This window comes from Cyanobium sp. Cruz CV13-4-11, from assembly GCF_024346055.1.
Taxonomy (GTDB): domain Bacteria; phylum Cyanobacteriota; class Cyanobacteriia; order PCC-6307; family Cyanobiaceae; genus Cyanobium.
Genome location: NZ_JAGQCH010000013.1, coordinates 1 through 26,017 on the forward strand (window position 1 = coordinate 1; position 26,017 = coordinate 26,017).

A 26,017-nucleotide genomic window follows, 5' to 3' on the forward strand; every position below is an offset into this window, starting at 1 on the left:
ACGGCTTGGCGACATGAGTGCCGAGAAGCTCATTGAGGGTCTTGCGGTGGCGTTTGGCAAAACGCTCCATGCCCATCAGTGAACCCTGGCCGCTCAAGATCGAAAGGATCGCCACCAGCAGCATCCAACACTGCGGAAAGCGGATCCCCCGGCGCATCCGGCAATGCCTTGAGGAAGCTGATCAGATCGCTTGCAGCAGCAGGGTTCTGGAGCGGCGAGGCCAACGGACGGGAGCGAGTCCTGCGCACCAAACCGGAGCTGGCAGCGGCGCGCCAGCGCTACTGGGACAGACTACTAATGGGCCCTGGTGGGCAACATGGAAGGGGTGGTGCGCCCCCGTCAGCCCAAGCGGTTGCCGGTGGTGTTCACGGTGGGGGAGACGAGGGAGGTGCTGCAACGGCTCTGCGCCTGATCCAGTCGTTGCTTGGCCACAGCAACAGCAACACCACCAGCCGCTACGCCCACATCACCCAGGTGGTGCGGGATCAGAGCGGTGATCGCATCGAGATGCTGCTCAACGGATTCCAGCTGCGCTGGGAGGAGGAAGGCTGATGATCCTCCTCTTTGATGTGGTGGAGCGCCACCAGGGTGAGATCGAGCGGCGCCACGGCGATCAGTTGCTGCCCAGTCATCGCCAGGCCCTGCAGGCGATGCGGCGTTATCGCCGCCAGGGCAGCGACCTGATGGTGCTGCAGTGCAGCAACTGCCTGCATCGTGTCAAGGTTCCCCATTCCTGTGGTCATCGGAGTTGCCCCCACTGCCAGCATCACGAAAGCCAGCGCTGGATTGAACGGCAACAGGCCAAGCTGTTGCCAGTAGAGTATTTCCTGATCACGTTTACGGTACCGGCTCAGTTGCGGGCACTGTTCTGGAGCCGGCAACGAACAACCCATGACCTGTTGCTGAAAACAGCTTGGCAAACGGTTGATTCATTTGCCCGCCGGGATCCAAAGCTGAAAGGGGTGAGCGGAGCCCATGCGATCCTGCATACACATCATCGCCGGCTTGACTACCATCCCCATGTGCACCTGATTGTGCCTGCTGGTGTCATCCATCAACAGAGACAAGGGCAAGCAAACGGAAAAGAGTGGCGCTAGAAGGCCAGGGGATATCTCTTTCCAGAGGCCAATCTTGCCAAGGTGTTCCGTGCTAAGTGGTTGGAGGGAATGCGGAGAGCGGGCTTGAGCGTAAACGCACCAATCCCAAGGGAATGGATTGTGCACTGCAAGTCTGTCGGCCATGGTGAGAAGGGACTGGTTTGTCTGGGGAGTTATCTCTACCGTGGCGTGCTGCCGGAGAAGAACATCCTTTCCGATCGCGATGGCATGGTGACGTTTCGGACGCAGGACAACACGGGGCAGGAGATGATCCAGAGCGCCACCGGGGCAGAGTTCCTGTGGATGCTGCTGCGGCATGTGCTGCCCAAGCGGTTTCGTCGTGCCCGTGACTACGGCCTTCTGCATGGCAACAGCAAGGGCCTGCTACAGGTGGTGCAACTGCTGTTGAGAGTGGTGCTGCCAGAACCATGGCGGCCAAAACCCAAGCCTCCGATCTGCTGTCCGCAGTGCGGAGGGGTGATGGAGGTTGTTGCCGTGAGGGTGAGTGAGGTCGGACCAGAGTTGAGTTGAATCAGGCACACAAGCTAAGGAGATACAGCGTACTGATCAGAAAGTGGAAATGATGATGGTTACTTCTAAGTGAGAACTGTCCTGCTGAGCTGTCTGCGCCGCTAAGCTGCTGTGGTCAAAAGACAGATGGGGCCATGACCTCAGCGGTAAGTCATTTCACCTAGGGCAGAAGCTAAAGCAACCATAAAATGCGGCCTGATGTTTCTGCAGGAAGACTGGAGCTCCAGATCTGCCGGCTTGTTCAACTTCGGATAGATCGTGCGCAGCCACGATCTATCCATAATCGTTGGAAAGATGCAAAATGCAGTCTTGCCAAGCTATCTTCCTTGGCATGTGAGGGTTGATTTTGAACCTGTTTGCTCTCCCAAGGTGGGAACCAAGGCTATGCTGAACATCAAATAGAAGGGGGTGCCGCTTGTCACTAACCGTCTTCCGGGAAGGCGAGTTTCGTTTTTTCTTCTTCTCACGATAGGAAAGCCGTATGCACATCCATGTGAGTCACCCAGATGGTGAGGCTAAATTCTGGCTGGAACCAACCATTGAGCTCGCCCGCAATATTGGGCTAAGCTCAACAAAGATGAAAGAGGCAGAACGCCTCGTGGAGTCCCGCAAAAAGGAGATCTCGGATGCCTGGAACAACCACTTTGGGGGCTGAAGTCACGAATGTTTCCGGCCATTGCGTCTGGATGCTTATCGACGATGAGGAGCTTGCACTTCCATATTCCGAATTTCCCTGGTTCAAGGCAGCCACAATTCAGCAAATCCTCAACGTCTTGCGACCTAGCCCCGACCACCTGTATTGGCCTGATCTAGATATTGACTTGTCTGTTGAGTCGATACGCCATCCTGAAAGGTTTCCACTGAGGGCGAAGAGCACTTTCCAACCATGCCATTCACCTGATCCGCCACCGTTCATTCACTGATGCCAATGAGCAGCTACCGGCCATGCTCTCTGCGGCCAGGTGATGGCAAGCGTTGGGAACATATCAAAGCCCACTGCACTATTACTACCTTTCTCTTCGAGAGGCTCAACCCTGCATGGATCACCCTGCCCTTCCATGGGAAGAGGCGATCGCCGACCGTCCTTGCTCCGATGGGATGTCTGCTGGCATCCTGAGGGCAATGAACTGCCCGCCCCGTTGACCTACGCCGCTGAGAACCCACTGAGCGACGCCGGCAGCAACGACGACCTTGCCGACGAGTTGCTCGGTGCGCTGACTGCCCTGGGTGGATCAGCGGGCAACGGCCGCCTGCGGGAAACCCTGGAGTGGGACGAAGCCAGTTACGAAGCGGTAAAGGCGGACCTGCTCAGCCGCCGGCTGATCGTGTCCGGCCGTGGCCGCGGTGGTTCGGTGGCCCTAGCGGATGGGTCGGAGCGGGAAGCCTCCGGCAACGGCCAGGCCCCAAGCCCTGCCCCCCGCAGCCGCGCCCCCAACGGCTCCCGCGCCGCCACCTCCAGCAGCACCACCCCCAGCTCCTTCGAGCAGGCGTTCCGCGCCATCGACGATTGCCTGCGCAAGGAGGCCGGCTGCGGCACCGAACTCGACTACACCGAGCAGACCTCCTGGCTGCTGTTCCTCAAGTACCTCGACGGGCTCGAAGACGACCGGGCCGCCGTGGCCGCCCTGGAGGGCCGCAGCTATAGCCCCATCCTGGAGGAGCCCTACCGCTGGAGCCGCTGGGCGGCACCAAAGAACGCCAGCGGCCAGCTGGATCACCACGCCGCTCTCACCGGCGACGACCTGCGCGACTTCGTGAATGCGAAGTTGTTCCCCTACCTGGAGCGCTTCAAACAGAGCGCCAGCGGGCCGAACACGATCGAGTACAAGATCGGCGAGATCTTCGGCGAACTGCGCAACAAGATCAGCAGCGGCTACAACCTGCGCGAAATCATCGATGGGCTCGATGGCCTGCGCCTGCGCTCCCAGGCGGAGAAGCACGAGCTCTCGATGCTCTATGAGGAAAAGATCAAGCGCATGGGCAATGCCGGCCGCAACGGCGGTGAGTACTACACGCCCCGGCCCCTGATCCGCGCCATCGTGCAGGTGGTGAACCCGCAGATCGGTGAGTCGGTCTACGACCCGGCCGTGGGTTCCGCTGGCTTCCTGTGCGAAGCCTTCGAATTCATGCGCAAAGGCGGATCCACCGGGGCAGAACTCAGCACCGCCGATCTCGACACCCTCCATACCCGCACCTTCACCGGCAAGGAGAAGAAGAGCCTCGCCTATGTGATCGCGATCATGAACATGATCCTCCATGGCATCGAGGCGCCCAAGGTGTTGCACACCAACACCCTCACTGAAAACCTCAGCGATGTGCAGGAGCGCGACCGCTTCGATGTGATCCTCGCCAACCCGCCGTTCGGTGGCAGCGAACGCAAAGAGGTGCAGCAGAACTTCGAGATCCGCACCGGTGAAACCGCCTTTTTGTTTCTGCAGCACTTCATCCGCCTGTTGCGGGCCGGCGGCCGCGCCGGCGTGGTGATCAAGAACACGTTTCTATCCAACACCGACAACGCCTCGGTGGCCCTGCGCCAGAAGTTGCTGACGGATTGCAACCTGCACACGGTGCTCGACTGCCCCGGCGGCACCTTCCAGGGGGCGGGGGTGAAAACGGTGGTCTTGTTTTTCGAAAAAGGAGCCCCGACCCGGAGGGTCTGGTTCTACCAGCTCGAGCCCGGCCGCAACCTGGGCAAGACCAACCCGCTCAACGACCGCGACCTGGCCGAGTTCGTGGCGCTGCAGAAAACCTTTTCGGATTCGCCCAAGAGTTGGAGTGTGGCGGTGGACTCGATTGATCCAGTGAGCTGGGATCTCTCGGTGAAGAACCCCCATGGGGGTGAGGCCGCTGTGCTGCGGAGCCCACAGGAGATCATGGCGGAGATTGCGGCGTTGGATGCGGAGAGTGCGGAGGTGCTGGGGAGGATAGGGGTGTTGGTATGAGAGAGGGCTGGCAAATAAAGAAGCTAGGCGATGTTGCTGATGTCTATGACGGGCCTCATGCAACGCCGACTACTGTTGACTCTGGACCTATTTTTCTAGGCATAGGTGCACTTCAAGATGGAGAAATCAATCTTGGCGAGACGCGCCATGTCACGCATCAGGATTTCATCCAATGGACACGACGAGTCCGCCCTCAGGCAAACGATGTCGTGTTTTCATATGAAACAAGGCTTGGCCAGGCTGCCATCATTCCAGATGGGCTAGTATGCTGTTTAGGTCGCCGAATGGGTCTTATCCGTTTTAACAACGGAACTGTTTTCCCACGCTACTTCCTCTACCAGTATCTTTCTCCGCAGTTTCGCGAGTTTCTCGAATCAAAGACGATAAGAGGCGCAACTGTTGACCGTCTATCGATTAAAGACATTCCATCATTTCCAATCTTACTTCCACCACTCTCTGAGCAGGAGCGAATCGTCGCCCTGCTCGATGAAGCGTTTGCGGGCCTCGCCACCGCCAAAGCCAACGCCGAACGGAACCTCCAGAACGCCCGTGCGCTCTTTGAGAGTCATCTTCAATCCGTCTTCAGTCAGCGGGGGGAGGGGTGGTTGATTAAGTCTTTGGTGGATCTTTGTATTGTCGATTGGGGCAACACAGACTTGACTAAGCGGGCCTACGTTGAGGATGGAAAGTTTCTCGCAGTATCTGCAGCTGGTTGCGATGGCAGAATCGGGCATAGGGAGCACGAGAGGAACACTCCTGTGCTTTCAGCCATTGGTGCGCAGTGCGGGCGTATGTTCCTGCCAGAAGAGGATTTTACCGCCATTAAGAACACAATTACTCTCACTTCCCGGCAAGGGCAGTGTACTGGCGGGTTCTTGTATCGCCTCCTTACCCATGTTGATCTGCCCAAGCGTGGTGCAGCTCAGCCGTTCATTTCGAAGGGGGACATTCAGGAGTTTCAAGTCGTCGTACCCGAATCTCTGTCCGTACAGCAGGAGATTGAAGAGTCGCTTGCTTGTCTTGAGGCAGAAACCCACCGCCTCACCCACCTCTACGAACGCAAACTCGCCGCCCTGGAGGAACTGAAGAAGTCCCTCCTGCACCAGGCGTTCAACGGCGAGCTCTGAGGGCGCAGGCCTTGGGGCTCACCGTCGGCCCGCCTACACTGAAACCCTCAGCCCAGCGAACCCATGTCCGCCCCTGCGGTCACCCCCTGCGCCAGCCGCTCTGAGGTGCTGGCGAGGCTGCGTCAACACTATCCGGATCTGGCCTCCCAGTTCAAGGTCAGCAACCTGGCCCTGTTTGGATCCTTCGCGCGCGAGGAGCAAACTCCTGCCAGTGATGTGGATCTGCTGGTGAGTTTCGCCGAGCCCATTGGCTTCGGTTTCATGCACTTGGGCGATCGCCTGGAAGATCTCCTCGGCCGCAGGGTCGACCTGGTGGCCTCCGATGGGATCAAGGAGAACCGTCGCCCCTCCATCATGAGCAGCCTTATTCATGTCGCGCCGTGACTGGGCCCTATTTGTCGCCGACATTCAGCAGGCATGCGACAAGATCAGTGGCTATGTCAGTGGGATGAGTTTTGAAGACTTCTGCGCAGATTCGTGAACTGTCGATGCCGTGGTTCGCAACCTTGAAATCATTGGTGAAGCCTCCAGGGGCATTCCTGATGACAAGAAGCTCCTGAAGCCTGAGATCGACTGGGCAGCCATCAGAGGGCTGCGCAACCGCATCGTTCACGAGTATTTCGGCCTCAGCCTCTCCGTGATCTGGACCATCGTGCAGACCGATTTGCCGGTTCTTGCTCAGCAGCTCAGCTCCTGGTCGAACGAATCTCGATAGGGAACCAGAGGCCTTGGCCATGCACGCCTGTCCCGGACCGCGCGCGTCCCTGCGAACGAGAGTTGATGCAGCAGGGAATCTGCTGCTTCGAAACCTTCCCCCATGCCATCACCCGCCATCTGCGGAATGGGGAGGCGAAGGCTCGCCAGAAGCGGCCGCAGCGCACGGCCCTGCTTGCCCAGGCCAGCATCACCACCGCACCGCTCACCAGCATCGACCTGATCGATGCTGCGCTCTGCGCTCTCACCGCCCACCAATTTGCCAGTGGCGCTGCCTGCCGTGCCTACGGCGAGCCGGAGTCCGGGCTGATCGTGGTGCCCGAGCATGCAAGCCCCTCGGGCGAGTGGGGCCTGGATCGGCCAAACTTATCCGTATGACTGCCTCGGTCCGCCCATCCAGCTATCACTACGTGGTGGGTAAGCAGCTGTTGCACACCATCCCGGCCGAGCTGATCCCATGAACGAGGCCGAAACCCGCGCTGAGTTGATCGATCCGCTGCTGGTGGCGGCCGGTTGGGGCGTGGTGGAGGGCAGCCGCATCCGCCGCGAGTTTCCGATTGCCCCCGGGCGCATTGAAGGGGGCGGTCGCCGCGGCAAGTCCCTCAGCGCCGACTACGTGCTCAGCTACCGCAACACCGCCCTGGCGGTGGTGGAGGCCAAGGCCGATTCCCTGCCGCTCACCGAGGGGGTGGGCCAAGCCAAGGACTACGCCGCCAAGCTCCAGCTGCGCTTCATCTACGCCAGCAACGGCAAGGGCATCTACGCCATTGACAGGGAAACGGGCGAGGAGGGGGAGGCCGAAGCCTTCCCTAGCCCCCAGGAGCTGTGGCAGCGCACCTTCGCCGAAGAGAACGCCTGGCGCGATCGCTTCGCCGCCATCCCCTACCCCGACAAGGGCGGCAGCTGGCAGATCCGCTTTTACCAGGAGATCGCCGTGACCCGCGTTCTCGAGGCCATCGCCTCCGGCCAGAACCGCATCCTGTTGACGCTGGCCACCGGCACCGGCAAAACCTCGATCGCCTTCCAGATCCTCTGGAAGCTGTTTGCCGCCCGCTGGAACCTCAGTGGCGAGCCCACGCGCCGGCCTCGCATCCTGTTTCTGGCCGACCGCAACAACCTCGCCGATCAGGCCTTCAACGACTTCACCGCCTTTGCCGCCTTCGAGGAGAACGCCCTGGCGCGGATCGAACCCGTTGACCTGCGCAAAAAGGGTCGGGTGCCCACCAACGCCAGCGTCTTCCTCACCATCTTCCAGACCTTCATGAGCGGCCCGCCGGTGGACGGCAAGCCCTCCCCCTGGTTTGGCCAGTACCCGGCCGATTTCTTCGACTTCATCGTGATCGATGAATGCCATCGGGGCGGAGCCAACAACGAATCCACTTGGCGCGGCATCCTCGAGTACTTCGCCCCTGCCGTGCAGCTGGGCCTCACCGCCACCCCCCGCCGCGCCGGCAACACCGACACCTACGCCTACTTCGGCGATCCGGTGTTCACTTACTCCCTCAAAGAGGGCATCAACGACGGCTTCCTCACCCCCTTCCGCGTCAAGCAGATCACCACCACTCTCGATGAATACGTCTACACGCCCGACGACACGGTGGTGGAAGGGGAGATCGAAGCCGGCAAGCTCTACAAGGAAGCCGACTTCAACAAAATCATCGAGATCAAACAGCGCGAACAGCAGCGGGTGGAGATCTTTCTGGGCCAGATCGATCAACGCCAGAAAACCCTGGTGTTCTGTGCCACCCAGGACCATGCCCTGGCGATCCGTGACCTAATCAACCAGCTCAAGACCAGCACCGATCCCAACTACTGCCAGCGGGTCACCGCTAACGACGGTGAACTGGGCAACACCTGGCTGCGGGCCTTCCAGGACAATGAAAAGACGATCCCCACCATCCTCACCACGTCGCAAAAACTCTCCACGGGGGTGGATGCCCGCAACGTGCGCAACATCGTGCTGCTGCGGCCGGTGAACTCGATGATCGAGTTCAAGCAGATCATCGGCCGTGGCACCCGCCTGTTCGACGGCAAGGAGTACTTCACCATCTACGACTTCGTGAAGGCCCACCATCACTTCAGTGATCCTGAGTGGGATGGCGAACCCCAGGAACCCGAACCCGTTGGCCCCGGGCAAGCTCTGCCCCCACCTGAACCCCCGGAACCCAAGGGCCCCGACGATGACGACACCAGCGGCCAGCCCCAACGCCAAAAGGCTCGCATCAAGCTGGGCGACGGCAAGGAACGCTCCATCCAGCACATGATGGTGACCAGCTTCTGGCACCCAGACGGCACACCGATGAGTTCCCAGCAGTTCCTGGAACTGCTCTATGGAAAACTGCCGGAGTTCGTGACAGACGAAGCCGAGCTGCGGGAACTCTGGAGTTCCCCAGACACCCGCCGCAAGCTGCTGCAGGGCCTTGAGGAGAGGGGGCTTGGTGCAGCCCAGCTGGCCGAGATGCAAATGATCATCAATGCCGCGAACAGTGATCTTTTCGACGTGCTGGCCCATGTGGCCTATGCCCTGCAGCCCATCCCCCGTGAGGAGCGCGCTGCGCATGCACGCCTTTACATCCATTCAAAATGCACGAGCAAGCAGCAGCTCTTCCTGAATTTTGTTCTCCAGCACTACGTGACGCTGGGTGTGCAGGAGCTGGCTCTGGAAAAGCTCACGCCATTGCTACAACTCCGCTACCAGAACTCCATCGCTGATGCCGTCGCCGATCTGGGCAGACCAGAAGACATCGGCCAGCTCTTTTCAGGCTTCCAGCGGTATCTCTATGAGTCATCTGCCTGACTCCTGCTTCGTTCATTAAGGCCTGTAACCGCGAAAAGACAGTGACTCACAATCCAGTACACCTGACCCGACCGCCTAAGACTTGCTGGCACACCCACCAGCTCATGGCGGGCAGGTGATTGGAAGCGTTCCGCACTCCCCAAGGCTGAATTGCAGTAGAGTCGCATTGAAGACATCTGATCTCAGGTTCATGTCATCATCACTTCACCAAATCGAAGAGCAGGCTCGGTCACTCTCAGCAGAAGATCGGGCAAAGCTTGCGCAATTCATGCTTGAATCAATCCATAGTTCGATCGAAGAAATAGAAGCTGAATGGTCTGAGGAGATTGCCCTGCGGATTGACGCATTTGAAAATGGAGATATTTCTTCGTATTCGGCGGCGCAAGTATTTGCAGAAGCCCGTCAGATCTTGCAGTGAATCGTGCTCGGTTTGTTGAGCCTGCAAGGCTTGAGGTTCTTGCTGAAGTCAGCTACTACCATCGAGTTGAAGCAGGGCTTTGAACTAAATTTCTTGAAGCTGTTGAGGATGCTACCGCTCGTGCTCTCGCATATCCATTGGCAGGCTCACCAGCTGAACATAGAACGCGGCGTGTTTTCCTCAGGGATTTTCCATTCGCACTGGTCTATCGCTCGGACGAACAGGGAATCACAATCTATGCACTGGCTCATCATGCACGCAGACCAGGTTATTGGCGGATTCGCACAGATGACCGCTAACATCAAGATACAGAAGACGGGTGCGGAGGTTGCCTCCTATGCCGAAGCCGTGGCCCGCTTCTGATCTGGTGCGTCAGGTGATCGGAGGTCTTTGAAAGTGGAGCGCGATTTCGACCCACTTCTGCGGCGTTCTCAGTGGGTCCTGCTGATGGTCCACGAGCTGCACAAGCTCGGCTATCAAAGGCTGTGGTTCGTCCCAGGCATGTCACCGTCTGGGATGCACTGGCGGTGCTCAGTCACCCACGTCGGAAACATCAAGCGTACGCACGGGGCAATGATGTGCGACTTCGACGATGCGGCCCACTACGCAACGGGGTAGGACAACAACTATTTCGGGTGGGAAGATGCGCAGAAGGACACGGCAAGACAGCTCGCTTCAAAGTTCTTCGACAGCTTCCCCGCCATCACCAAACTGGGCCAAGGTGCGGACTGGCCGTATGCCGGCTGGTACATCCAGATGCTCGGCTTGGCCGAGCGTGGGGTACTACCTGTCGCCTATTCCGACTGGTGCGGCGAGCCAGACCCAGGATGGCTGCCGACTACAGCCGGCTTGAATAGCGGGCTTCCTATGCCGCCCCGCGTGGTGGGCACTCAAGACGCCGGACCTGGCACATCGGATGACGGCTGAGGTGGATCAACCGGTCAAAGGATGTGATGGCGAGCATCGAAGCGCTTGCTCAGATCTTCAACCGCGAAACCGACATCCCACGTTGATCCGCCACGACGACCACCCCTTCTGATCGCCCCCGGCCCCACCCCCTCCCCCCATGGCCACCAGCGACTTCTTCCGCCCCGATGACCGCTCGGCCCGTGAGGCGTTCCTGGCCGCCGCCCGTGTTGCCGGCGCCCGGCTCAGCAGCCAAGTCTTGCCCGACCACCGCGGCCCCGCCGGCGAGTCGCTCGCCATCGATGCGGCGGCCCTGGGCCCCGCCGAGCCCGAGTCCCTGCTGCTGCTGATCTCCGGCACCCACGGCGTGGAGGGCCTGGCCGGATCCGGTTGCGAGGTGGGCGTTCTGCTGGACGAACTCCACGGCGCCCTGCCGGCCGGCGGCGGGGCGCTGCTGATCCAGGCCCTCAACCCCCATGGCTTCGCCTGGCTGCGCCGCGGCAATGAACACAACATTGATCTCAACCGCAACGGCCTCGACTTCTGCGGCCCCCTGCCCGAGAACCCGGCCTACGACGCCCTCCACGACGCCCTGCTGCCGCCCATTACACCCATCCCACCGGCCTCTTCTACGGCGGCAGCCGCCCCAGCTGGTCGCTGTCTACCCTGGAGAAGATCCTCTCCGAGCACCTAGGCCCGGCCTGCCGCCGCCTGGCGGTGATCGACCTGCACACCGGCCTGGGCCCCTGGGGCTACGGGGAGCTGATCGGCAGCGGCAGCACCGACGACGACTGGGAGCGGCTGCAACGCTGGTATGGCCCGGAGGTCACCCGGCCCGGCCAGGGCCCCTCCAGCTCGTCGGTGGTGTCGGGCTCGGTGCCGGTGTTTCTGCGCCGGATGTTTTCTGCGGTGGAGCTCACCTATCTGGCCCTGGAGTTCGGCACCCGGCCGATCGATCAGGTGCTGGCGGCCCTGCGCGCCGATGCCTGGCTGCACGCCGTGCCCGATCGCCCCACCCCCCACCGGGAGGCGATCCGCCGCCAGGTGCGCGACGCCTTCCTGGTCGACAGCCCCGCCTGGCGGACCGCTGTGTACGGGCGCTGCGCCGATGTGGTGTTGCGGGCATTCCGGGGGCTGGCGGGGTGAGCCGCAAGTCCGCTTGGCAGCTGGTAAGACAGGGATGCCGATGACGGGGTGCTTGCCATGGCGGTGATCTCTCTCAAGTTGAGCGAGGCCCTTGATGCGCAACTCACCGAGCAGGCTCAACGGCGCCGTCTCAGCAAGTCTGAATTGGTTCGACGTGCGTTGACGGCGTTTCTCCAATCCCCAGAGCAAGGCGTGGAAGACGCAGCACAACCCTCCGCGGCTGATCTGTTGGCCGATCTTGTGGGCTGCTGCGAAGGCGGGCCTGCCGATCTGTCATCCAACCATGGGTTCCTTTCTTAAGCGCTATGAGAATGAGCCTGCTTCTCTGGCGGATGCCGCATTGATTCGCCTGGCGGAGATCAACGACTCGCCGTTGCTTCTCACGACGGATAGTGATTTCCAGATCTACCGCCGTCATGGAAGGCAAATGATTCCTCTGGTGCAGCCGTAGGCGTTGTCTGTTCGCCATCGCAGGGGCAGCCCTGGGCACCGCGGGGGCCAGAGTGTCCCTCCCCGGCGCCCACCCCCGATGCGTTTCCCCCTGGTGGCCCTGTGCGCCGTTGCTGCTCTGGTGATCCCGTCCCCCCCCCCGGCGGCCCACGCCCAGACCACCTGGCAGACCTGCAGCTTCAACGGACGCGCTGAAGCCTGCCTGGTCGCAGGCGGCTCCACCTCGTTCACGCTCACCTTTCGCTCCGACGGTAAGCAGATTGAGATGGAGAAGGTGGGCGAGCCCTGGACCTGCGGCCAGCGCGATCAGGAGGAATGCGGCAAGTTGCTGATCAACGAGCCCGGCACCCGCCGCACCACCCTGGCCGCCTACCGGCAGACCTCCGCCGCCTTCCTGGTGCGCAGCGAGCGGGGGAACACCTACACGATTCCCTAATGAAGGCGGTGGCCATAGGGCATTGGTTGAGTTGGCTTGCGCAGGCCTGAGGCGGCTACCTTTGCGTTGATGATGTGATGACGGATGCCGACAATCCTCAGAAGCGGCCCGTACAGGTTCTACTTCTACAGTCACGAGCCAAACGAACCGCCTCGTGTTCATGTGGATAGAGATCAGGCATCATGCAAAGTCTGTCTCTCTCCTGTCGAACTTTCCTCCAGCCTTGGTTTTAAGGCCAACGAGCTTCGTGAGATTGAGCGGCTGGTCAGCATGAACAGAGCTATCCTGCTGAAAGCATGGGAGGAGCTTCATGGCTAACCCTGGCGAGCGGGTCATCGAGGTTGCCTGCACAGAGGACAAGCTGATCGTCGACCTCGCAGATGGACGCTCTATCTCAGTGCCTATGGCTTGGTACCCGCGCCTGCTGCATGCCACCCCCTTGGAGCGTGGCAATTGGCAGATTGCCAGCGCTGGCTTTGGAATCCACTGGCCGGATATTGACGAGGATGTGAGCGTGGAGGGTTTGCTGCGTGGAGCGCCAGCGCCTCGGACGACGGTGCTGCACAGCTAATTCAGTCATGCTCCAGAGCTGCAGCCGAATGGACGTTGGCTCCATTCTTGTCTCTTTGCTGTCTGGTAATGGCAAGCGTCATCTGCATCCTCCCGATATCTCATTCGCGAAGCCTATCTTTTCGCCATGAACAACCCCCATTCCCTCCTGGTCCTCGTCGGCAGTCCCCGCCGCTCCGGTAACTCAGCCGCGCTTGCCGCTGCTGTTCAGCGCGGCGCCGAGGAGGCCGGGACGCGAGTGACCTTGCGATTCCTCGACGACCACATCGCCAGTTTCCTGCGGGACTGCCGCACCTGCCGGCGCGCCGACGGGGAGTGCGCCATCGACGATGGTTATCGCGCCCTGTTCTTTGACGACTTCCTACCCGCCGATGGGGTCGTCTTCTGTTCGCCGGTGTACTGGTATGGCCTGTCGGCGCAGACGAAGGCCTTTTTTGATCGCACCTTCTGCTACTACGCGGCGTCTTATCCGCAGTCCGCCGCTGTCATCGAGCGGATGTCGCGTAAGCGGATCGCCCTTGTGCTGGCCTCGGAGGAAACCTATCCGGGAGCCTCGCTGGGCATCGTGCATCAGATCCAGGAGTATTCCCGCTACACCCACTCGGAGTTCGTCGGCGTCGTCCGCGGTGTGGGCAACAGCCGCAGCGAGGTGGTTCGCGATCCAGCCGAACCGCTCCTGGCGGCCGAACAGCTCGGCCGGGAGATCTTCACCCGCCGCTATTCCGATTTCCGGCTCGATACGCAGCGGAGCGGGAGCGTCTGGCCCCGTGAGGATGGCCGGCCATGAAGCGGCGTGGCCGTGATGGCCGTGGGACGGATCAGGACGCCCTCAGCAGGCCTCCAGGCTCCAGCCGCCCCGGCCGTCGAGCCGCAGCACCCGCTCGTGGAAGGCCGTCAGGCTGGGCCGGTGCCCCACGCTGATCACCGCCATCCGGGCCTGGCGCAGCAGCCCGTAGAGATGGGCTTCGGTGGCCAGATCCAGGGCGCTGGTGGCCTCATCCAGCATCACGAAGGCCGGCCGCCGCAGCAGCAACCTGGCGAAGCCCAGCCGTTGCTGCTCGCCGCCGGAGAGCACCTGCTCCCAGTCGGTTTCGGCCTCCAGATCGGGGTAGCGGCGCAGCAGCGGCTCCAGGCGGGCCTGGATCAGGGCCCGCCGCAGCTCCTCGTCCCCGACGGCTCCCGCCCCCGGCGGCAGGGTGTACAGCAACTGGTCGCGCAGGCTGCCCAGGGCCAGGTAGGGCTTCTGGGGCAGCACCAGCCACTCCGCTGCCCCCGGGGCCACCATCCGCCCGCCGGCGGCGGGCACCAGGCCGCAGAGCACCCGCAGCAGGGAGGTCTTGCCGCAGCCGCTGGGCCCGCTGATCAGCAGCCGCTCCCCGGCGCCCAGCTGCAGATCCAGGTCGCGCACCAGCAGGCCGTCGCCCCCCGGGTTGGCCACGGTGAGCCCCTGCAGTTGCAGCGCCGGGCCCACGGGGGTGGCCGGGGTGCCGGCGGGGCGGGCGCCGGTGGCGGTGCGCAGTTCGCCGATGCGGTGCAGGCTGGCGAACAGGCCGGAGAAGTCGTCGGCCCGATCGACAAGGAACGACAGCGCCGCCTGCACCTGGCTGAAGGCGATGCTGGCCACCGTCAGCTGTCCCAGCGATACCCGGCCGCTGAAGTAGGCCCCGGACAGCACCAGATAGGGCACGAACTGCATCAGGAAGCCGTAGAGGCCGCTGCCCTGGCCCACGAACGCCCGCCACCGGATCACCCGCTCCAGGTTCACCAGCACCTTCCCGAAGCGGCGCCCCAGGCCGTTGCGCTCCCAGGGTTCCCCCCGCAGGAAGGCGATGCTCTCGGCGTGGCGGCGCAGGTGCATCAGGGCGAAGCGGAAATCGGCCTCCAGGGCCTGCTGGCGGAAGGTGAGCGAGGCCAGCCGACGCACCAGCCGCAGGATCACCGCGTTGCCCGCAACAGTGGCGATCACCAGCGTGAGCACCAGCGTGCCGCTGATGCCGAACAACACCAGCACGTAGGCCGCCAGCGCCAGCAGCGAGGCGCAGAACCCGAAGAACAGGCTGGTGGAGCTCACCACCGCCCGCTGCACGTCGTCGGCGATGCGCTGGTCGGGGTTGTCGATCGCACCGCTGGCCTCCAGCCGCAGGTAGGCGTGGCCCGTCAGGTAGGCCTCCGACAGGACGTTGGTGGTGCGATCCCGCCAGGCCAGCGAGAAGCGCTCCTGGCCGTAGGTGTTGAGGAACTGCACCGGCAGGGTGACCAGGTAGATGGCGATCAGGCCGACGGCCGTGCCCCAGAAGCGGGGGGCGCTGCGCACGTTGAGCGCCTCCATCACCGCCCCGTTGCCCTCGGTGAAGGCCACGTCCACCGCCGTGGCCAGCACCAGCAGGGCCAGCAGCAGCGTCAGGGCCAGCCAGCGGCGGCGCAGGCCGGCGGCCATTCCTTGCGCCAGCGCCAGCCAGGCCGCCAGGGCAACCCCGGCCACCGCCAGGGCGATCGTCCCCTGGTGCTGGATTTCGTAGTTGTGCAGGGCGTCGCGCAGGTAGGGGAAGGCCTGATCCAGCCGGGTCGGGCCCAGCAGAGCGGTGAGCAACTGGCAGGCGCTGCCGGTCAGCAGCACCGCCCCCCCCAGGGCCAGGGCCGCCGAGGCCGCCAGCAGGGTGGCGCCCCGCAGCAGCGGCCGGCGACCATGGGCACCCTCCGAAGCGGGGGGCAGCAGCACGTCGGCGGCGAGGGAGCGGAAGGCGCCCGGCAGATGGGCGAAGCCCGCGTTCAGGGTGGGGGCCATCAGCGCCCCAGCTGGCGGTCAAACACCGAGCTCACCATGTCGAAGATGTCCATGTTGCCGACGTTGGCGAAGCTGCGCCGGAGGGGGCATCGTTGGGCTCTGATCAGAGCGTTGTGGCGTGCGATGGAGGAGAAACTCATCTTCGTGAGTGTGGGTGCCACCGCCACAGCGGAGCAGGAATCCTTCGTGCGATCGATCGAGGATCGCTTGCGCAGTGAGTCCCTGATTCCTAAAACCGTCGGCCGCAACACCTTCAGCGCCGATGCACCGCTGAAGGCCATCACCGAGCTGATGGACAAGTGTTCCGGGATCGTTGTGATTGCCCTGGAGCGCAGCTTTTTCCCTGCCGGCGTCGAAAAGCGCGGCGGTCCGCGTCAGGGGAATCTGGCGGACACACGGCTGCCGACACCGTGGAACCACATCGAAGCGGCGATGGCCTACACCAAGCACTTGCCGCTGCTTGTTATCGTCGAAGACGGACTGAAAGCAGAGGGATTGCTGGAGCCGGGTTACGACTGGTACGTGCAGATCCTTCCCCTGGCCGAGGCGGCATTGGGCTCCAACGAATTCAACGGCGTGCTCGCCGACTGGAAGGAGAAGGTGCTGGCCCGAGTGCCGCGTGGGCCCCAGGCCCTCAATCCGGCCGAGCTGTCCATCGCCGACCTGCTCGGGGCCCTGCGGCCGGTCCAGCTGTGGAGCGTGGCGATCGCCCTGGCCGGTCTGCTGGCGGGGGCCTTCAGCCTCGGAGCCCGCCTGGTTCCCCCCTTCGGCGAACGGCCCAAGCCTGTCCAGGGCGCCCTCAGGCCGGCGCTGGCTCCGGGCGCGGTTGAATGTCCGTGCCGAAGCTTTCCTCCTGGTAAACCAGGCCGCAGTTCCGCTTGATCCAGTGGGGATTGCTGCCGCGTTCCTCCATAAGGGCGGGGAGGCGATGGCCGTTCCAGGCATACCAGCGCAGCGGGAACGCCGAGACATGGGATCGCCCGGCCATGGCGTCGTGAATCATGCAATCCGGGATATAGAGGCCCCCACTCTGGGTGGTCAGAAACTTCAGCAACTCCTGGCAGCCCTTGCGCGTGATGATGAAGGCATGGGTGCAATAAAGCGGCCCCTGCACCACATCGCCCAGCCGATGGGACGGCCAGGGCCAGATGGTCTGGCTCAGGCGTGTGAGGGTTCGGGAGCGATTCAGCCGTCTGGCCGGATGCAGGCGGGGCAGGACGTCGTACTGAATCTGGGAGCCCAGGAAGAGCAGGTCGCAGCTGCGGGGCGTTCGGCTCAGGAACGCCGGAGCCCGCTGGTGCCACCAGCGGGAGAAGCGGATGTCATCCTCGAAGATGCAGGTCTGGGAATAGCCCTGGTCGATGATGTGCTGGAGCAGATTCAGTCGCGAAACGGCGCTGCCCTAGGCGCCGTGCTGGTTCAGAAAGTGTTCGCGATCCGTCAGTTGATCGATGCCGAAACGTTGCAGACTCTCCCTGACGTTTCCCGTCGCACCGTCAAAGGCCGACCAGCGACGCACGTCCGTGAATCCGGCCGATTCCAGTTGCCTGCGGCTGCTCTCCAATCGCTCCGGCCGGCGATCGAGATTGATCAAAAAGGCAGGTGCGTTCAGTAAGTCTTGCCAGGAAAGTTTGGCCATGCATCAAGGCGGCGCGGAACCGGACGCGGGATTCGTCAGGCGCGGATGGATGATTGGTCAAGAGTATCTGTTTTTCCATGCTCCAGCCTCTCGAATCGTTGGCTCCCTCCAGAGCCTGATCTCCTGGCTCAAGGGCCAGATCAGCGGCCTGGAGGAACTGCACCCACCCCCTGGCGCTCCAGCACCCCCACGCAGCGCCCGCACAGGCTGGGATGGCTGGCGTGCTCACCGATGTCGTCCTCGTGGTGCCAGCAGCGCTCGCACTTGCGGCCCGCCGCCCGGGCGATCCGCACCCCAACGCCCTCCTCCTCGAGTTCCGCCAACGGGGCTTCCAGCGGCGGGCCGCCGAGGCGCAGGGCTGACACCAGCAGCCAGTCGGCCAGGTTGTCGACCTCGGGGTGGGGGCTGGTGGCCACCAGGGCCAGGGCCTCCTGCAGGGGGCCCGCCTCCGACGCCAGCTCCAGCTGCACCTGGGCCTCGAGGGAGGCGCCCAGTTCCCCCCGTGCCCGGCAGCCCTCCAGTACCCGGTTCACCTGGGCGCGCAGCTCCAGGATCCGCTGCATCGGCGCCACCAGCTCCGGCGCCGCCCAGGCCGCCGCCACCGTGGGCCAGCCCCGCTCGAACACCGAGGCCTCGGCCACCGGATAGGGCAGGTTCTGCCAGATGTCCTCGGCCATGTGGCACAGCACCGGCGCGATCAGCCCCGCCAGCCGCTCCACCACCAGGTGCAGCACGGTCTGGTTGCTGCGGCGCCGGAAGTCGCTGGCCGCATTCACATAGAGGCGATCCTTGGCGATGTCGAGGTAGACGTTGGAGAGATCCACCACGCAGAAGTTCTGCAGGGCCTGGAAGAAGCGGTAGAACTCGAAGCGCTCGAAATCGGCGCTCACCTCCTCGATCAGGCTGGCGGTGCGCTGCAGCATCCAGCGATCCAGCAGGGGGAGATCCGCGATCGGCACGGCATGCTCGGCGGGCACGAAATCGTGCAGGTTGCCCAGCAGGTAGCGGGCCGTGTTGCGCACCTTGCGGTACACGTCCGCCAGCTGTTTCACGATCCCAGGCCCCAGGGGAACGTCGGCGGAGTAATCCACCGAGCTCACCCACAGCCGCAGCACGTCAGCGCCGTAGGGCGGCTCCTGCTTCTCGTTCTTGCCGCCCTCCACCAAAACAACGGGATCCACCACGTTGCCCAGCGACTTGCTCATCTTGCGGCCCTTCTCATCGAGGGTGAAGCCGTGGGTGAGCACCCGGCGGTAGGGGGCCTTTCCGTTCACCGCCACCGAGGTGAGCAGGCTGCTCTGGAACCAGCCGCGGTGCTGGTCGGAGCCCTCTAGATACAGATCGGCGGGATAGCCCAGCCCCCGGCCCTCCAGCACGGCGGCCCAGGAGGAGCCCGAGTCGAACCAGACATCCATGGTGTCGGTGCCCTTGCGCCACTGGTCGGCCTGGTCGGCCCAGGCCGGCGGCAGCAGGCCCGCCTCGTCCCGCTCCCACCAGACATCGGCGCCGTGCTCGGCGATCAACGCTTCGGCGTGGGCCAGGGTGTCGGCGTTGAGCAGCACCTCGCCGGTTTCGCGGTGATAGAAGACCGGGATCGGCACCCCCCAGGAACGCTGGCGGGAGATGCACCAGTCGCCCCGGTCCCGCACCATGGCCTCGATGCGGTTGCGGCCGCTGGCCGGCAGCCACTCCACCGCCGCGATCGCCTCCAGGGCCTGGGCGCGGAAGCCGTCGACGGAGGCGAACCACTGTTCGGTGGCCCGGAAGATGGTCGGTTTCTTGGTGCGCCAGTCGTAGGGGTAGCGGTGCTCGTAGCGCTGCTCCGCCAGCAGCAGGCCGGCGTCCCGCAGGGCGGTGATGATCGCCGGATTGGCGTCCTTGAGCACGTTGAGCCCCGCGAAGGGGCCCGCCTCGGCGGTGAGGGTGCCGGCCTCGTCCACCGGACAGAGCACCGGCAGGCCGTACTTGTTGCCGGTGTGGAAGTCGTCGACGCCGTGGCCCGGGGCCGTGTGCACCAGGCCGGTGCCGGTTTCGGTGGTGATGTAGTCGCCGCCGATCACCACGGGGCTGGTGCGATCCAGCAGCGGATGGCGGTACAGGATCCCCTCCAGCTGGGCCCCCTTGAGGGTGAGCAGGGGTTCGAGCGGGCGCATCAGGCTGGTGCGCAGCTGCTCCACCAGCTGGGCGGCCACCACCAGGTAGCGGGGGGTGCCGCCGTTGGTGGTGCCGTCGCGGCAGATGGCGTAATCGAGCTGGCCATTCACCGACACCGCCAGGTTGGCCGGCAGGGTCCAGGGGGTGGTGGTCCAGATGGCGACGAACAGCTGCTCCCGGTGGGCCGCATCGGTGGGGCCGGCGATGCCCGCGGCCGCCAGCAGCCCGGCCACCGGTTCCGGCAGTTCCACCACCGGGAAGGCCACGTAGACGCTGGGGGAGGTGTGGCCGTCGGGGTACTCCAGTTCGGCCTCGGCCAGGGCGGTGCGGGAGCTGGGGCTCCAGTGCACCGGCTTGAGGCCCCGGTAGATGTGGCCGGCCAGCACCATGCGGCCAAAAACCCCGATCTGCGCGGCCTCGTAAGGCTTCTGAAGCGTGAGGTAGGGCGCGTCCCAGTCGGCCCAGATGCCCCAGCGCCGGAAGCCGCCCATCTGGCCCTCCACCTGCTCGAGGGCGTAGGCGTGGGCCCGGCGCCGCAGGTCGATGGGGGTGAGCTGCCGCCGCTCCTCGCTGCCCAGGCCCTGCAGCACCTTCAGTTCGATCGGCAGGCCGTGGCAATCCCACCCCGGCACGAACCGGGCCCGCCGCCCCTGCAGCAGGGCGTGCTTGTTGATGATGTCCTTGAGGATCTTGTTGAGGGCGTGGCCCACGTGCAGGGCGCCGTTGGCGTAGGGCGGTCCGTCGTGGAGGGTGAAGGGTTCGCCCGGGTTGCCGCGGCTCAGCCGCCCATAGAGATCGTGCGCCTTCCAGAACGCCTGCAGTTCCGGCTCCCGCACCCTGGCGTTCGCCCGCATGGCGAAGGGCGTCTGCAGCAGGTTGAGCGTGTCCTTGTAGGACGCCGGGCTTGCCGTCACGTCGCCGGGGCGCGAGAAGGCTGGATTATCCCGCCTCGCCGAGACCCTCCCCCGGCTCCGGCGCCGCCGGCTCGGGCGCGGCTTCCGGCACCGCCTGCTCCAGCAGGGCGTCGATCTCCCCGAAGCTGCTGACCACGGGGGGATCCGCTTCCGGCACGACCACATCGGCCACGGCTGCGGTTGCCTCGGCTGCCTCGGCTGTGGTCGCCTCGGCCTCGGGCCGCACCCACTTCTTCGTGCTGGCGGGCCGCGCCGCGCGCCGTTCCACCAGCCACGACCCCAGCCCGCCCACCACGCCGCTGGCCAGTTGCAGCAGGCGGCCGAGGGAGGCGCCGATCTGGCTCAGGCTGGTCTGCCAGCGCTCCTTCGACCACAGCCGCTGGCGTTCCTCCTCCGTCAGCAGGCGCCAGCGGCCCTGGCCCACTTCCACCCCCAGCCGGCCGATCAGCAGACCGCCGCAGAGCACCGCCAGCATCGGCGCGCCCGTGAGCCGGTCGGCGCTGGTGACCAGCACCAGGCCCAGCAGCAGCACCACCGCCCCCCAGACCGAGTCCCGGGCCCGACTCAGTTCAGAGGCCAGCAGCGGCAGCAGCAACAGCAGCAGCCCCAACAGCAGGGCCAGGGAGCCTCCGAGGGTGGCAAGCATGGCCGGGGCGACGTCTGGCCCCATTCTGGGCGGTGACGACGGGGCGGCTTCGTCCGGATGGCGCCGGCGAACCCACTTAGAGTCGCTCAGCGCCCACCTGGCGGAATTGGTAGACGCGCTGGATTTAGGTTCCAGTGGCTCAGGTCGTGGGGGTTCAAGTCCCCCGGTGGGCATTCCTCCCCGTGATCCAGGCCAGCCCAGGGGTGTCGCCTGGGCGGCACACCTACGCTGCCCACCATCTGGAACCGAAGCATGAAGAGCCCTCTCCGCCAGCTCACGGCGCTGCTCCTGGGAGCTGGGTCGCTGCTGGCGGGGGCTCCCGGCCAGGCGCTGGAGCAGATCCAGCTCAGCCTTCCGTTGCTCGAGATGCCGTTTACGATTCAGCTCAGTGAGCTGCGCGACCAGCGCAGTCTCCTGTCTGGTGACAGCGATCTCGCCGAACTCGACCGGGCCATGGATGGGGCGATCGGCCGCAAGCTGGTGCAGGCCTTCCAGTCCCCTCTCCCCCTGCCGGTGAAGGCCATTGCCGAGCAGTCGGTGGGCTCCCCCCTGGTCAGCCAGGTGCTGCTGCTGCTCTCGTCGGTGGTGCTGGTGGAGGGGGTTCGCCAGCCGATGGACACCAAGCAGCTGGCTGCCACCCTGGCCACCACTCAGGCCAAGGGCAGCCTGAACCTGCTGGAGGTGCTCGAAGCCATGCCCGGCAAGAGCGCGTCGGTCGATCTGCAGCGGGTGATCCTCGCCATCGATCGGATCACCAACCAGCAACGCCTGGGCCAGTCCCTGGTGACGTCCCAGTCTCCGGCCGCCATCAACCCGGCCCTCAGCCAGACGGGGTCACGGGCCGTGAAGCGCCAGGAGTTGGCGATCCCCGTCACGCACCGCCCCAACCCCCTGCAGGTGGTCACGATCCAGCCGGAAACGGGCGCCAACGGCCGTCTGGTGCTGATCTCCCATGGCCTCTGGGACGACCCGGAGAGCTTCGAGGGCTGGGGCCGGCACCTGGCCAGCCATGGCTACACCGTGCTGCTGCCCCGCCACCCCGGCAGCGACAAATCGCAGCAGCAGGCCATGCTCTCCGGCGAGACGCCGCCCCCCAAGCCGGAGGACCTGAAGCTGCGGCCCATGGACATGGGCGCGGTCATCAATGCGGCCGCGGCGGGCAGCCTGGCGTTGCCGGCGGGCCTGCGCACCGACAACGTCGTGGCGATGGGCCAGTCCTATGGCGCCACCACGGTGTTGCAGCTGGCAGGAGCCCGACCCAGTGCGGGCCTGCTCAACCGCTTCTGCAAGGACGTCACCAACCCCGCCCGCAACATCAGCTGGGTGCTGCAGTGCAGCTTCCTCACCTCCGCCGACCAGGCCGGCCTGGCCGACCCCCGCGTCAAGGCGGTGGTGGCGGTCAGCCCGCCGATGTCGCTGCTGTTCGACCAGGGCTCGGCCCGAGCCATGGGCGCCCGGGTGCTGCTGGTGAGCGGCAGTCGCGACTGGGTGGTGCCCTCGGGGCCCGAGGCTCTGACGCCCATGGCCCTGGAAGCCCGCAACGCAGGCGGCGGCCACCGGCTGGTGCTGGCCAAAGACGGCGACCACTTCAACCTGCGCTCCTCCTATGAGCAGGGGGGCGGTGCCCTGCGGGGACTGCTGCTGGCCTGGACCGACGGCGCCTTTGCCGCCGCCGCCGCCGCGGCCCCCGGACCGAGCGCCCCGTCGTTTCTGCCCCCCGATGGCTGGGGCGACACGGAGTTCCCCCTGGTGGATGTCACCGCCAACCTGCCCACCCTGCCGATCGGTTTCCCCCTGCCGACCGGCCCCAACCAACCGTGACGGCCCCGGCCCGGCCCCTGTCGCACCGACGGGCCGTCTTCCGTAATCTGGGTCCTCCCTCGGGGATCCGGACCTGGCCCAGGCCATGACAGACACGCTGGCACCCGCGTCTTCCCCCGTGGCCACCACCACGGCCGTGCCGAGGCTGAGCGTTCCAAGGGAGTTCCTGGATCCTCCTGCCGCCTGGAACCCCACGGTGGGCCTGTTTCTGGCCGGCTATGGCCTGGCGGCCCTGACGATCTGGGGCTGGTTCGTGGGTGGCTGGCCCCTGCCGCCCCTGCTGGCCCTGGGCTTCCTGGCCCTGCACCTGGAGGGCACCGTGATCCACGACGCCTGCCACAACGCCGCCCATCCCCACCGCTTCTGGAACGCGGTGATGGGCCATGGCGCCGCCCTGCTGCTGGGCTTCAGCTTCCCGGTGTTCACGCGGGTGCACCTGCAACACCACGCCCACGTCAACGATCCCAAGCTCGATCCCGACCACATCGTCAGCACCTTCGGGCCCCTGTGGTTGATCGCGCCGCGATTTTTCTATCACGAAGTCTTCTTCTTCCGGCATCGCCTCTGGCGCCACAACGAGCTGTTCGAGTGGGTGCTGGCCCGCACCGTCTTCGTGCTGATTGTGGTGGCGGCGGCCCAGCACAACTTCCTGCCGTTCGTGTTCAACTGCTGGTTCGCCCCGGCCCTGATGGTGGGGGTCACCCTGGGCCTGTTCTTCGACTATCTGCCCCACCGGCCGTTCCAGTCCCGCAACCGCTGGCACAACGCCCGGGTGTACCCCAGCAGGCTGATGAACTGGCTGATCATGGGCCAGAACTATCACCTGATTCACCACCTCTGGCCGTCGATCCCATGGTTTGAATACCAGCCGGCGTATCACGCCACCAAGCCGATTCTGGATGCCAAGGGTTCACCCCAGCGGCTGGGATTGTTCGAGAGCCGCACCGACAGCCTCAACTTCCTTTACGACATCTTCCTTGGCGTGCGCTCCCACAAGAAGCGTCGCAGCCGCCTGCGGCCCATCGTCCGGCTGATGCCCACCCGCCATGCCCGTCGGCGGGTGCTGGAGCTGTTGCACCGCACCGCCGTCTCACCGGTGCGCTGAGGCCAGGCCTCAGTCGCCAAGGATCCGGGGCACGCGGAAGAAATCCCCCTCGCGCTGGGGGGCCAGGGAGAGCAGTTCCTCCCGCACAGGCGTGGGGTCCACCGCGTCGGGGCGGGTCACGTTGACCACCTCCACCGCCCGGGTGGTGGGGGGCACCCCTTCGGTGTCCACCTGCTCCAGATGGGCGACGTAGTCGAGGATCCGCTCGAGCTGGCCGGTGTAGGTGGCGATGCGCTCTTCCGGCAGGGCCAGGCGGGCCAGCTGGGCCACCTTGCGCACGTCCTCTTCCGAGATCCGGCTCATCGTCCGTCCATCCAACCGACCCCGAACCTAACCGGCCTCCCCTTCCGGCCCCAGGAAGGCGGCCAGATCCTCGGCCAGGGCCGCGGCCGCCAGCTCCAGGAAGCGGGCGCCGTCGTCGGCCCTGGCCAGGTAGGGGTCGGAGCCCATGCGGCCATCGGGATGGCGGCGGCGGAAGTCCTCGGGGCCATGGATCGGCCCGGCCGGCGCCGCCTCGGGCAGGGGCCGCTGCTTGGCGCTGAGGCTCGGCTCCAGGTGCAGGGTGAGGGCGATCTCGCTGGGGGTCGCATGGTGCCCCTCCCGGTCGCCGTAGCGGTCGCGGGCTTCCCGCATCACCGGGCCGGCGGTGAACCAGTTGGCCAGACGGCAGCGCAGCCGCTCGGCCCCCGGCAGGCCCCGGGCCGCGGCGGTGCCGTAGGCCTGGGCGAAGGCGGCCCGGGCCGTGGCGATGTTGCCGCCGTGGCCGTTGATGACGTAGATGCGCTCGAAGCCGTGGCGCGCCAAGGAGAGCACCACGTCGTGGAGCACGGCCAGCAGGGTGGAGGGCTGCAGGCTGATGGTGCCGGCGAAGCCCAGATGGTGCTCGGCCATGCCGAAGGCCTGGGCGGGCGTCACCAGCACGCCCGTGCGCCGTCCCACCTCCAGGGCCACCGCTTCGGCGGTGAGGGCGTCGGTGCCGATGGCGCCGGTGGGTCCGTGCTGCTCGGTGGAGCCCAGCGGCACGATCACCCCGCGGCAGCGGCTCAGGTACTCCTCCACCTCGGGCCAGCTGCGCAGCTGCAGCCGGATCTCCTCGGTGCCGGCCACCGGGCCCGGCACCGTGCTGGGGCCAGGGACGGTGCTGGGGATCGATCGGGTCATGGTGAACATGGCGGCCAGCGCCATGCTGCCTAGGATCGACCCCATCCGCGGCGTCACGATGCTGCATCGCAAGCTCGACCGATTTCGCCTGGAGCAGCGGCCGGTCTGGGTCTACTTGCTCGACCAGCAGCGCTGGATTGAGAGGGCCCTGGTGACGGAGATCGAGGGCGATCTGGTCACCCTCCGCTTCGACGAGGAAGACGGCGACGAGCGCCACAGCTGGGAGGAGAGCGTGCGCCTCGCCTCAATCGGGGCCGTCAGCACCCGGCTGGCCTCGGTGAGCCTCTCCGCCGCTGCCGACGACCTGCCCACCACCGGCGACTGCCCCGAGGCGGAGCGGCTCGGGAGTTCCTGAGGCGCGGCCGCCAGCCTGCGGGCGCAGACTCCATCAACCCGGCTCAGTGGGCGGTGCCGTTGCCGTCGTAGTCGTCGGTGTCGTAGTAGCCGCCCTTGGTGCCGAAAAAGAGGGTGGTGAGCACGAACAGGCCGCTGACGGCCAGCAGGACGGTGCCGAGGTTGAAGCTGGCGGTTTCCATGCAGGAGGCGGTGATCGGCGGAAGCCTGACGGTTCAGGACTACCGCCAGTGTGGCCCCGCCACAGCGCAGTGGTCCCCCCAGGGTCCCCCCGGTTCGCTTCCCCGCACCATGTCCCAGCGCC

The 26,017-nt window shown here is 64.9% G+C and carries 29 protein-coding genes, 1 tRNA gene and 2 pseudogenes; 24 read left to right on the top strand and 8 right to left on the bottom strand.

Features of this window, described 5'->3' with window-relative positions:
• Positions 1–420 precede the first annotated feature (420 nt).
• The 19 genes and pseudogenes from KBZ12_RS10675 to KBZ12_RS10760 all read left to right on the top strand — a co-directional run bounded on the left by KBZ12_RS10675 (position 421) and on the right by KBZ12_RS10760 (position 13,921).
• Positions 421–552, top strand: a complete 132-nt coding sequence (locus KBZ12_RS10675) for a hypothetical protein (protein ID WP_254957945.1) — start codon at positions 421–423, stop codon at positions 550–552.
• Positions 552–1,628 (top strand): annotated as a pseudogene (locus KBZ12_RS10680) (transposase). Before KBZ12_RS10675 ends, KBZ12_RS10680 begins: the two are co-directional and overlap by 1 nt.
• A 481-nt stretch (positions 1,629–2,109) precedes the next feature.
• The gene (locus KBZ12_RS18680; protein WP_396101037.1) at positions 2,110–2,283 is read left to right on the top strand and encodes a DUF4160 domain-containing protein; all 174 of its coding nucleotides are present in this window, start codon (positions 2,110–2,112) and stop codon (positions 2,281–2,283) included.
• Complete coding sequence (locus KBZ12_RS10685; protein WP_254957946.1) at positions 2,255–2,551, top strand: DUF2442 domain-containing protein; 297 nt, start codon at positions 2,255–2,257, stop codon at positions 2,549–2,551. Before KBZ12_RS18680 ends, KBZ12_RS10685 begins: the two co-directional genes overlap by 29 nt.
• A gap of 216 nt (positions 2,552–2,767) precedes the next feature.
• Positions 2,768–4,570, top strand: coding sequence for a type I restriction-modification system subunit M (locus KBZ12_RS10690; protein WP_254957947.1), 1,803 nt, complete (start codon positions 2,768–2,770; stop codon positions 4,568–4,570).
• Positions 4,567–5,697, top strand: coding sequence for a restriction endonuclease subunit S (locus KBZ12_RS10695; protein ID WP_254957948.1), 1,131 nt, complete (start codon positions 4,567–4,569; stop codon positions 5,695–5,697). The genes KBZ12_RS10690 and KBZ12_RS10695 overlap by 4 nt, the downstream gene beginning before the upstream one ends.
• Positions 5,698–5,760: 63 nt before the next feature.
• Positions 5,761–6,081, top strand: coding sequence for a nucleotidyltransferase family protein (locus KBZ12_RS10700; protein ID WP_254957949.1), 321 nt, complete (start codon positions 5,761–5,763; stop codon positions 6,079–6,081).
• A 109-nt stretch (positions 6,082–6,190) separates the two neighbouring features.
• A complete protein-coding gene (locus tag KBZ12_RS10705) occupies positions 6,191–6,412 on the top strand; it encodes a HepT-like ribonuclease domain-containing protein (RefSeq protein ID WP_254957950.1) in 222 nt (73 codons plus the stop codon).
• A 65-nt stretch (positions 6,413–6,477) separates the two neighbouring features.
• On the top strand, positions 6,478–6,789 hold the full coding sequence (locus KBZ12_RS10710; protein ID WP_254957951.1) for a DUF429 domain-containing protein: 312 nt from the start codon (positions 6,478–6,480) through the stop codon (positions 6,787–6,789).
• 79 nt (positions 6,790–6,868) lie between these two features.
• Entirely contained in the window at positions 6,869–9,208 is a 2,340-nt protein-coding gene (hsdR, locus tag KBZ12_RS10715) for an EcoAI/FtnUII family type I restriction enzme subunit R (protein WP_254957953.1), read from the top strand.
• 190 nt (positions 9,209–9,398) lie between these two features.
• Positions 9,399–9,626 (top strand): addiction module protein, encoded by a 228-nt coding sequence (locus KBZ12_RS10720; RefSeq protein WP_254957954.1) that lies wholly within the window; start codon positions 9,399–9,401, stop codon positions 9,624–9,626.
• Positions 9,627–9,763: 137 nt separating this feature from the next.
• Positions 9,764–9,925: a hypothetical protein gene (locus KBZ12_RS18685; RefSeq protein WP_396101041.1), complete on the top strand. Its 162-nt coding sequence runs from the start codon at positions 9,764–9,766 to the stop codon at positions 9,923–9,925.
• Between the two features lie 767 nt (positions 9,926–10,692).
• Positions 10,693–11,678 (top strand): annotated as a pseudogene (locus KBZ12_RS10730) (DUF2817 domain-containing protein).
• Between the two features lie 57 nt (positions 11,679–11,735).
• The gene (locus KBZ12_RS10735; protein ID WP_254957956.1) at positions 11,736–11,978 is read left to right on the top strand and encodes a ribbon-helix-helix protein, CopG family; all 243 of its coding nucleotides are present in this window, start codon (positions 11,736–11,738) and stop codon (positions 11,976–11,978) included.
• Entirely contained in the window at positions 11,962–12,129 is a 168-nt protein-coding gene (locus KBZ12_RS10740; RefSeq protein ID WP_254957957.1) for a hypothetical protein, read from the top strand. The genes KBZ12_RS10735 and KBZ12_RS10740 overlap by 17 nt, the downstream gene beginning before the upstream one ends.
• 78 nt (positions 12,130–12,207) lie before the next feature.
• Positions 12,208–12,564 carry a hypothetical protein gene (locus tag KBZ12_RS10745; RefSeq protein ID WP_254957958.1) on the top strand — a complete coding sequence of 119 codons (357 nt, stop codon included), beginning with the start codon at positions 12,208–12,210 and terminating at the stop codon, positions 12,562–12,564.
• A gap of 84 nt (positions 12,565–12,648) precedes the next feature.
• Entirely contained in the window at positions 12,649–12,882 is a 234-nt protein-coding gene (locus KBZ12_RS10750; RefSeq protein ID WP_254957959.1) for a DUF4160 domain-containing protein, read from the top strand.
• A complete protein-coding gene (locus KBZ12_RS10755; RefSeq protein WP_254957960.1) occupies positions 12,875–13,135 on the top strand; it encodes a DUF2442 domain-containing protein in 261 nt (86 codons plus the stop codon). The genes KBZ12_RS10750 and KBZ12_RS10755 overlap by 8 nt, the downstream gene beginning before the upstream one ends.
• 126 nt (positions 13,136–13,261) lie before the next feature.
• On the top strand, positions 13,262–13,921 hold the full coding sequence (locus tag KBZ12_RS10760) for a flavodoxin family protein (RefSeq protein ID WP_254957961.1): 660 nt from the start codon (positions 13,262–13,264) through the stop codon (positions 13,919–13,921).
• 42 nt (positions 13,922–13,963) lie between these two features.
• On the opposite strand, the gene KBZ12_RS10765 is transcribed toward KBZ12_RS10760, so the two are convergent.
• Positions 13,964–15,919: an ABC transporter ATP-binding protein/permease gene (locus KBZ12_RS10765; RefSeq protein WP_254957962.1), complete on the bottom strand. Its 1,956-nt coding sequence runs from the start codon at positions 15,917–15,919 to the stop codon at positions 13,964–13,966.
• Positions 15,919–16,059, bottom strand: a complete 141-nt coding sequence (locus tag KBZ12_RS10770) for a hypothetical protein (protein WP_254957963.1) — start codon at positions 16,057–16,059, stop codon at positions 15,919–15,921. The genes KBZ12_RS10765 and KBZ12_RS10770 overlap by 1 nt, the downstream gene beginning before the upstream one ends.
• Between KBZ12_RS10770 and KBZ12_RS10775 the strand changes: the two genes are divergently transcribed.
• Positions 16,043–16,801, top strand: a complete 759-nt coding sequence (locus KBZ12_RS10775) for a hypothetical protein (protein ID WP_254957965.1) — start codon at positions 16,043–16,045, stop codon at positions 16,799–16,801. The two genes, KBZ12_RS10770 and KBZ12_RS10775, sit on opposite strands and share 17 nt — an antisense overlap.
• Here KBZ12_RS10775 and KBZ12_RS18690 read toward each other — a convergent pair.
• The 3 genes from KBZ12_RS18690 to KBZ12_RS10790 all read right to left on the bottom strand — a co-directional run bounded on the left by KBZ12_RS18690 (position 16,719) and on the right by KBZ12_RS10790 (position 21,272).
• The gene (locus KBZ12_RS18690) at positions 16,719–17,303 is read right to left on the bottom strand and encodes a hypothetical protein (RefSeq protein ID WP_396101067.1); all 585 of its coding nucleotides are present in this window, start codon (positions 17,301–17,303) and stop codon (positions 16,719–16,721) included. The genes KBZ12_RS10775 and KBZ12_RS18690 overlap by 83 nt on opposite strands.
• A gap of 395 nt (positions 17,304–17,698) precedes the next feature.
• Positions 17,699–20,626, bottom strand: coding sequence for an isoleucine--tRNA ligase (gene ileS, locus KBZ12_RS10785; RefSeq protein ID WP_254957968.1), 2,928 nt, complete (start codon positions 20,624–20,626; stop codon positions 17,699–17,701).
• Positions 20,627–20,651: 25 nt separating this feature from the next.
• Complete coding sequence (locus tag KBZ12_RS10790; protein WP_254957969.1) at positions 20,652–21,272, bottom strand: Ycf66 family protein; 621 nt, start codon at positions 21,270–21,272, stop codon at positions 20,652–20,654.
• Between the two features lie 91 nt (positions 21,273–21,363).
• Here KBZ12_RS10790 and KBZ12_RS10795 point away from each other — a divergent pair.
• The 3 genes from KBZ12_RS10795 (at position 21,364) to crtR (ending at position 24,198) form a co-directional block, all read left to right on the top strand.
• A tRNA-Leu gene (locus KBZ12_RS10795) sits at positions 21,364–21,445 on the top strand.
• Between the two features lie 79 nt (positions 21,446–21,524).
• Positions 21,525–23,093: an alpha/beta hydrolase gene (locus tag KBZ12_RS10800; protein ID WP_254957970.1), complete on the top strand. Its 1,569-nt coding sequence runs from the start codon at positions 21,525–21,527 to the stop codon at positions 23,091–23,093.
• Between the two features lie 85 nt (positions 23,094–23,178).
• Entirely contained in the window at positions 23,179–24,198 is a 1,020-nt protein-coding gene (gene crtR, locus KBZ12_RS10805) for a beta-carotene hydroxylase (RefSeq protein WP_254957971.1), read from the top strand.
• Between the two features lie 9 nt (positions 24,199–24,207).
• On the opposite strand, the gene gatC is transcribed toward crtR, so the two are convergent.
• Together gatC and KBZ12_RS10815 are read right to left on the bottom strand one after the other, a co-directional pair.
• Positions 24,208–24,501 carry an Asp-tRNA(Asn)/Glu-tRNA(Gln) amidotransferase subunit GatC gene (gene gatC / locus KBZ12_RS10810; protein ID WP_254957972.1) on the bottom strand — a complete coding sequence of 98 codons (294 nt, stop codon included), beginning with the start codon at positions 24,499–24,501 and terminating at the stop codon, positions 24,208–24,210.
• Between the two features lie 27 nt (positions 24,502–24,528).
• Complete coding sequence (locus KBZ12_RS10815; RefSeq protein ID WP_254957973.1) at positions 24,529–25,359, bottom strand: creatininase family protein; 831 nt, start codon at positions 25,357–25,359, stop codon at positions 24,529–24,531.
• Between the two features lie 58 nt (positions 25,360–25,417).
• On the opposite strand from KBZ12_RS10815, the gene KBZ12_RS10820 reads away from it, so the two are divergent.
• A complete protein-coding gene (locus tag KBZ12_RS10820) occupies positions 25,418–25,714 on the top strand; it encodes a DUF6679 family protein (protein WP_254992719.1) in 297 nt (98 codons plus the stop codon).
• Between the two features lie 43 nt (positions 25,715–25,757).
• On the opposite strand, the gene KBZ12_RS10825 is transcribed toward KBZ12_RS10820, so the two are convergent.
• The gene (locus KBZ12_RS10825) at positions 25,758–25,895 is read right to left on the bottom strand and encodes a hypothetical protein (protein WP_015109478.1); all 138 of its coding nucleotides are present in this window, start codon (positions 25,893–25,895) and stop codon (positions 25,758–25,760) included.
• Positions 25,896–26,017: the final 122 nt, after the last annotated feature.

Excerpts from the sequence above, each read along its gene's own strand:
- KBZ12_RS10815 (WP_254957973.1), bottom strand. The coding sequence starts at position 25,359 with ATGACCCGATCGATCCCCAGCACCGTCCCTGGCCCCAGCACGGTGCCG.
- KBZ12_RS10750 (WP_254957959.1), top strand. The coding sequence starts at position 12,649 with ATGCCGACAATCCTCAGAAGCGGCCCGTACAGGTTCTACTTCTACAGT.
- KBZ12_RS10700 (WP_254957949.1), top strand. The coding sequence starts at position 5,761 with ATGTCCGCCCCTGCGGTCACCCCCTGCGCCAGCCGCTCTGAGGTGCTG.
- KBZ12_RS10740 (WP_254957957.1), top strand. The coding sequence starts at position 11,962 with ATGGGTTCCTTTCTTAAGCGCTATGAGAATGAGCCTGCTTCTCTGGCG.
- KBZ12_RS10800 (WP_254957970.1), top strand. The coding sequence starts at position 21,525 with ATGAAGAGCCCTCTCCGCCAGCTCACGGCGCTGCTCCTGGGAGCTGGG.
- KBZ12_RS10790 (WP_254957969.1), bottom strand. The coding sequence starts at position 21,272 with ATGCTTGCCACCCTCGGAGGCTCCCTGGCCCTGCTGTTGGGGCTGCTG.
- gatC (WP_254957972.1), bottom strand. The coding sequence starts at position 24,501 with ATGAGCCGGATCTCGGAAGAGGACGTGCGCAAGGTGGCCCAGCTGGCC.
- KBZ12_RS10760 (WP_254957961.1), top strand. The coding sequence starts at position 13,262 with ATGAACAACCCCCATTCCCTCCTGGTCCTCGTCGGCAGTCCCCGCCGC.
- KBZ12_RS10765 (WP_254957962.1), bottom strand. The coding sequence starts at position 15,919 with ATGGCCCCCACCCTGAACGCGGGCTTCGCCCATCTGCCGGGCGCCTTC.
- KBZ12_RS10825 (WP_015109478.1), bottom strand. The coding sequence starts at position 25,895 with ATGGAAACCGCCAGCTTCAACCTCGGCACCGTCCTGCTGGCCGTCAGC.
- KBZ12_RS10720 (WP_254957954.1), top strand. The coding sequence starts at position 9,399 with ATGTCATCATCACTTCACCAAATCGAAGAGCAGGCTCGGTCACTCTCA.
- crtR (WP_254957971.1), top strand. The coding sequence starts at position 23,179 with ATGACAGACACGCTGGCACCCGCGTCTTCCCCCGTGGCCACCACCACG.
- KBZ12_RS10745 (WP_254957958.1), top strand. The coding sequence starts at position 12,208 with ATGCGTTTCCCCCTGGTGGCCCTGTGCGCCGTTGCTGCTCTGGTGATC.
- hsdR (WP_254957953.1), top strand. The coding sequence starts at position 6,869 with ATGAACGAGGCCGAAACCCGCGCTGAGTTGATCGATCCGCTGCTGGTG.
- KBZ12_RS18680 (WP_396101037.1), top strand. The coding sequence starts at position 2,110 with ATGCACATCCATGTGAGTCACCCAGATGGTGAGGCTAAATTCTGGCTG.
- KBZ12_RS10775 (WP_254957965.1), top strand. The coding sequence starts at position 16,043 with ATGGAGGAGAAACTCATCTTCGTGAGTGTGGGTGCCACCGCCACAGCG.
- KBZ12_RS10735 (WP_254957956.1), top strand. The coding sequence starts at position 11,736 with ATGGCGGTGATCTCTCTCAAGTTGAGCGAGGCCCTTGATGCGCAACTC.
- KBZ12_RS10695 (WP_254957948.1), top strand. The coding sequence starts at position 4,567 with ATGAGAGAGGGCTGGCAAATAAAGAAGCTAGGCGATGTTGCTGATGTC.
- KBZ12_RS10755 (WP_254957960.1), top strand. The coding sequence starts at position 12,875 with ATGGCTAACCCTGGCGAGCGGGTCATCGAGGTTGCCTGCACAGAGGAC.
- KBZ12_RS10820 (WP_254992719.1), top strand. The coding sequence starts at position 25,418 with ATGCTGCATCGCAAGCTCGACCGATTTCGCCTGGAGCAGCGGCCGGTC.
- KBZ12_RS10685 (WP_254957946.1), top strand. The coding sequence starts at position 2,255 with ATGCCTGGAACAACCACTTTGGGGGCTGAAGTCACGAATGTTTCCGGC.
- KBZ12_RS10710 (WP_254957951.1), top strand. The coding sequence starts at position 6,478 with ATGCAGCAGGGAATCTGCTGCTTCGAAACCTTCCCCCATGCCATCACC.
- KBZ12_RS10770 (WP_254957963.1), bottom strand. The coding sequence starts at position 16,059 with ATGAGTTTCTCCTCCATCGCACGCCACAACGCTCTGATCAGAGCCCAA.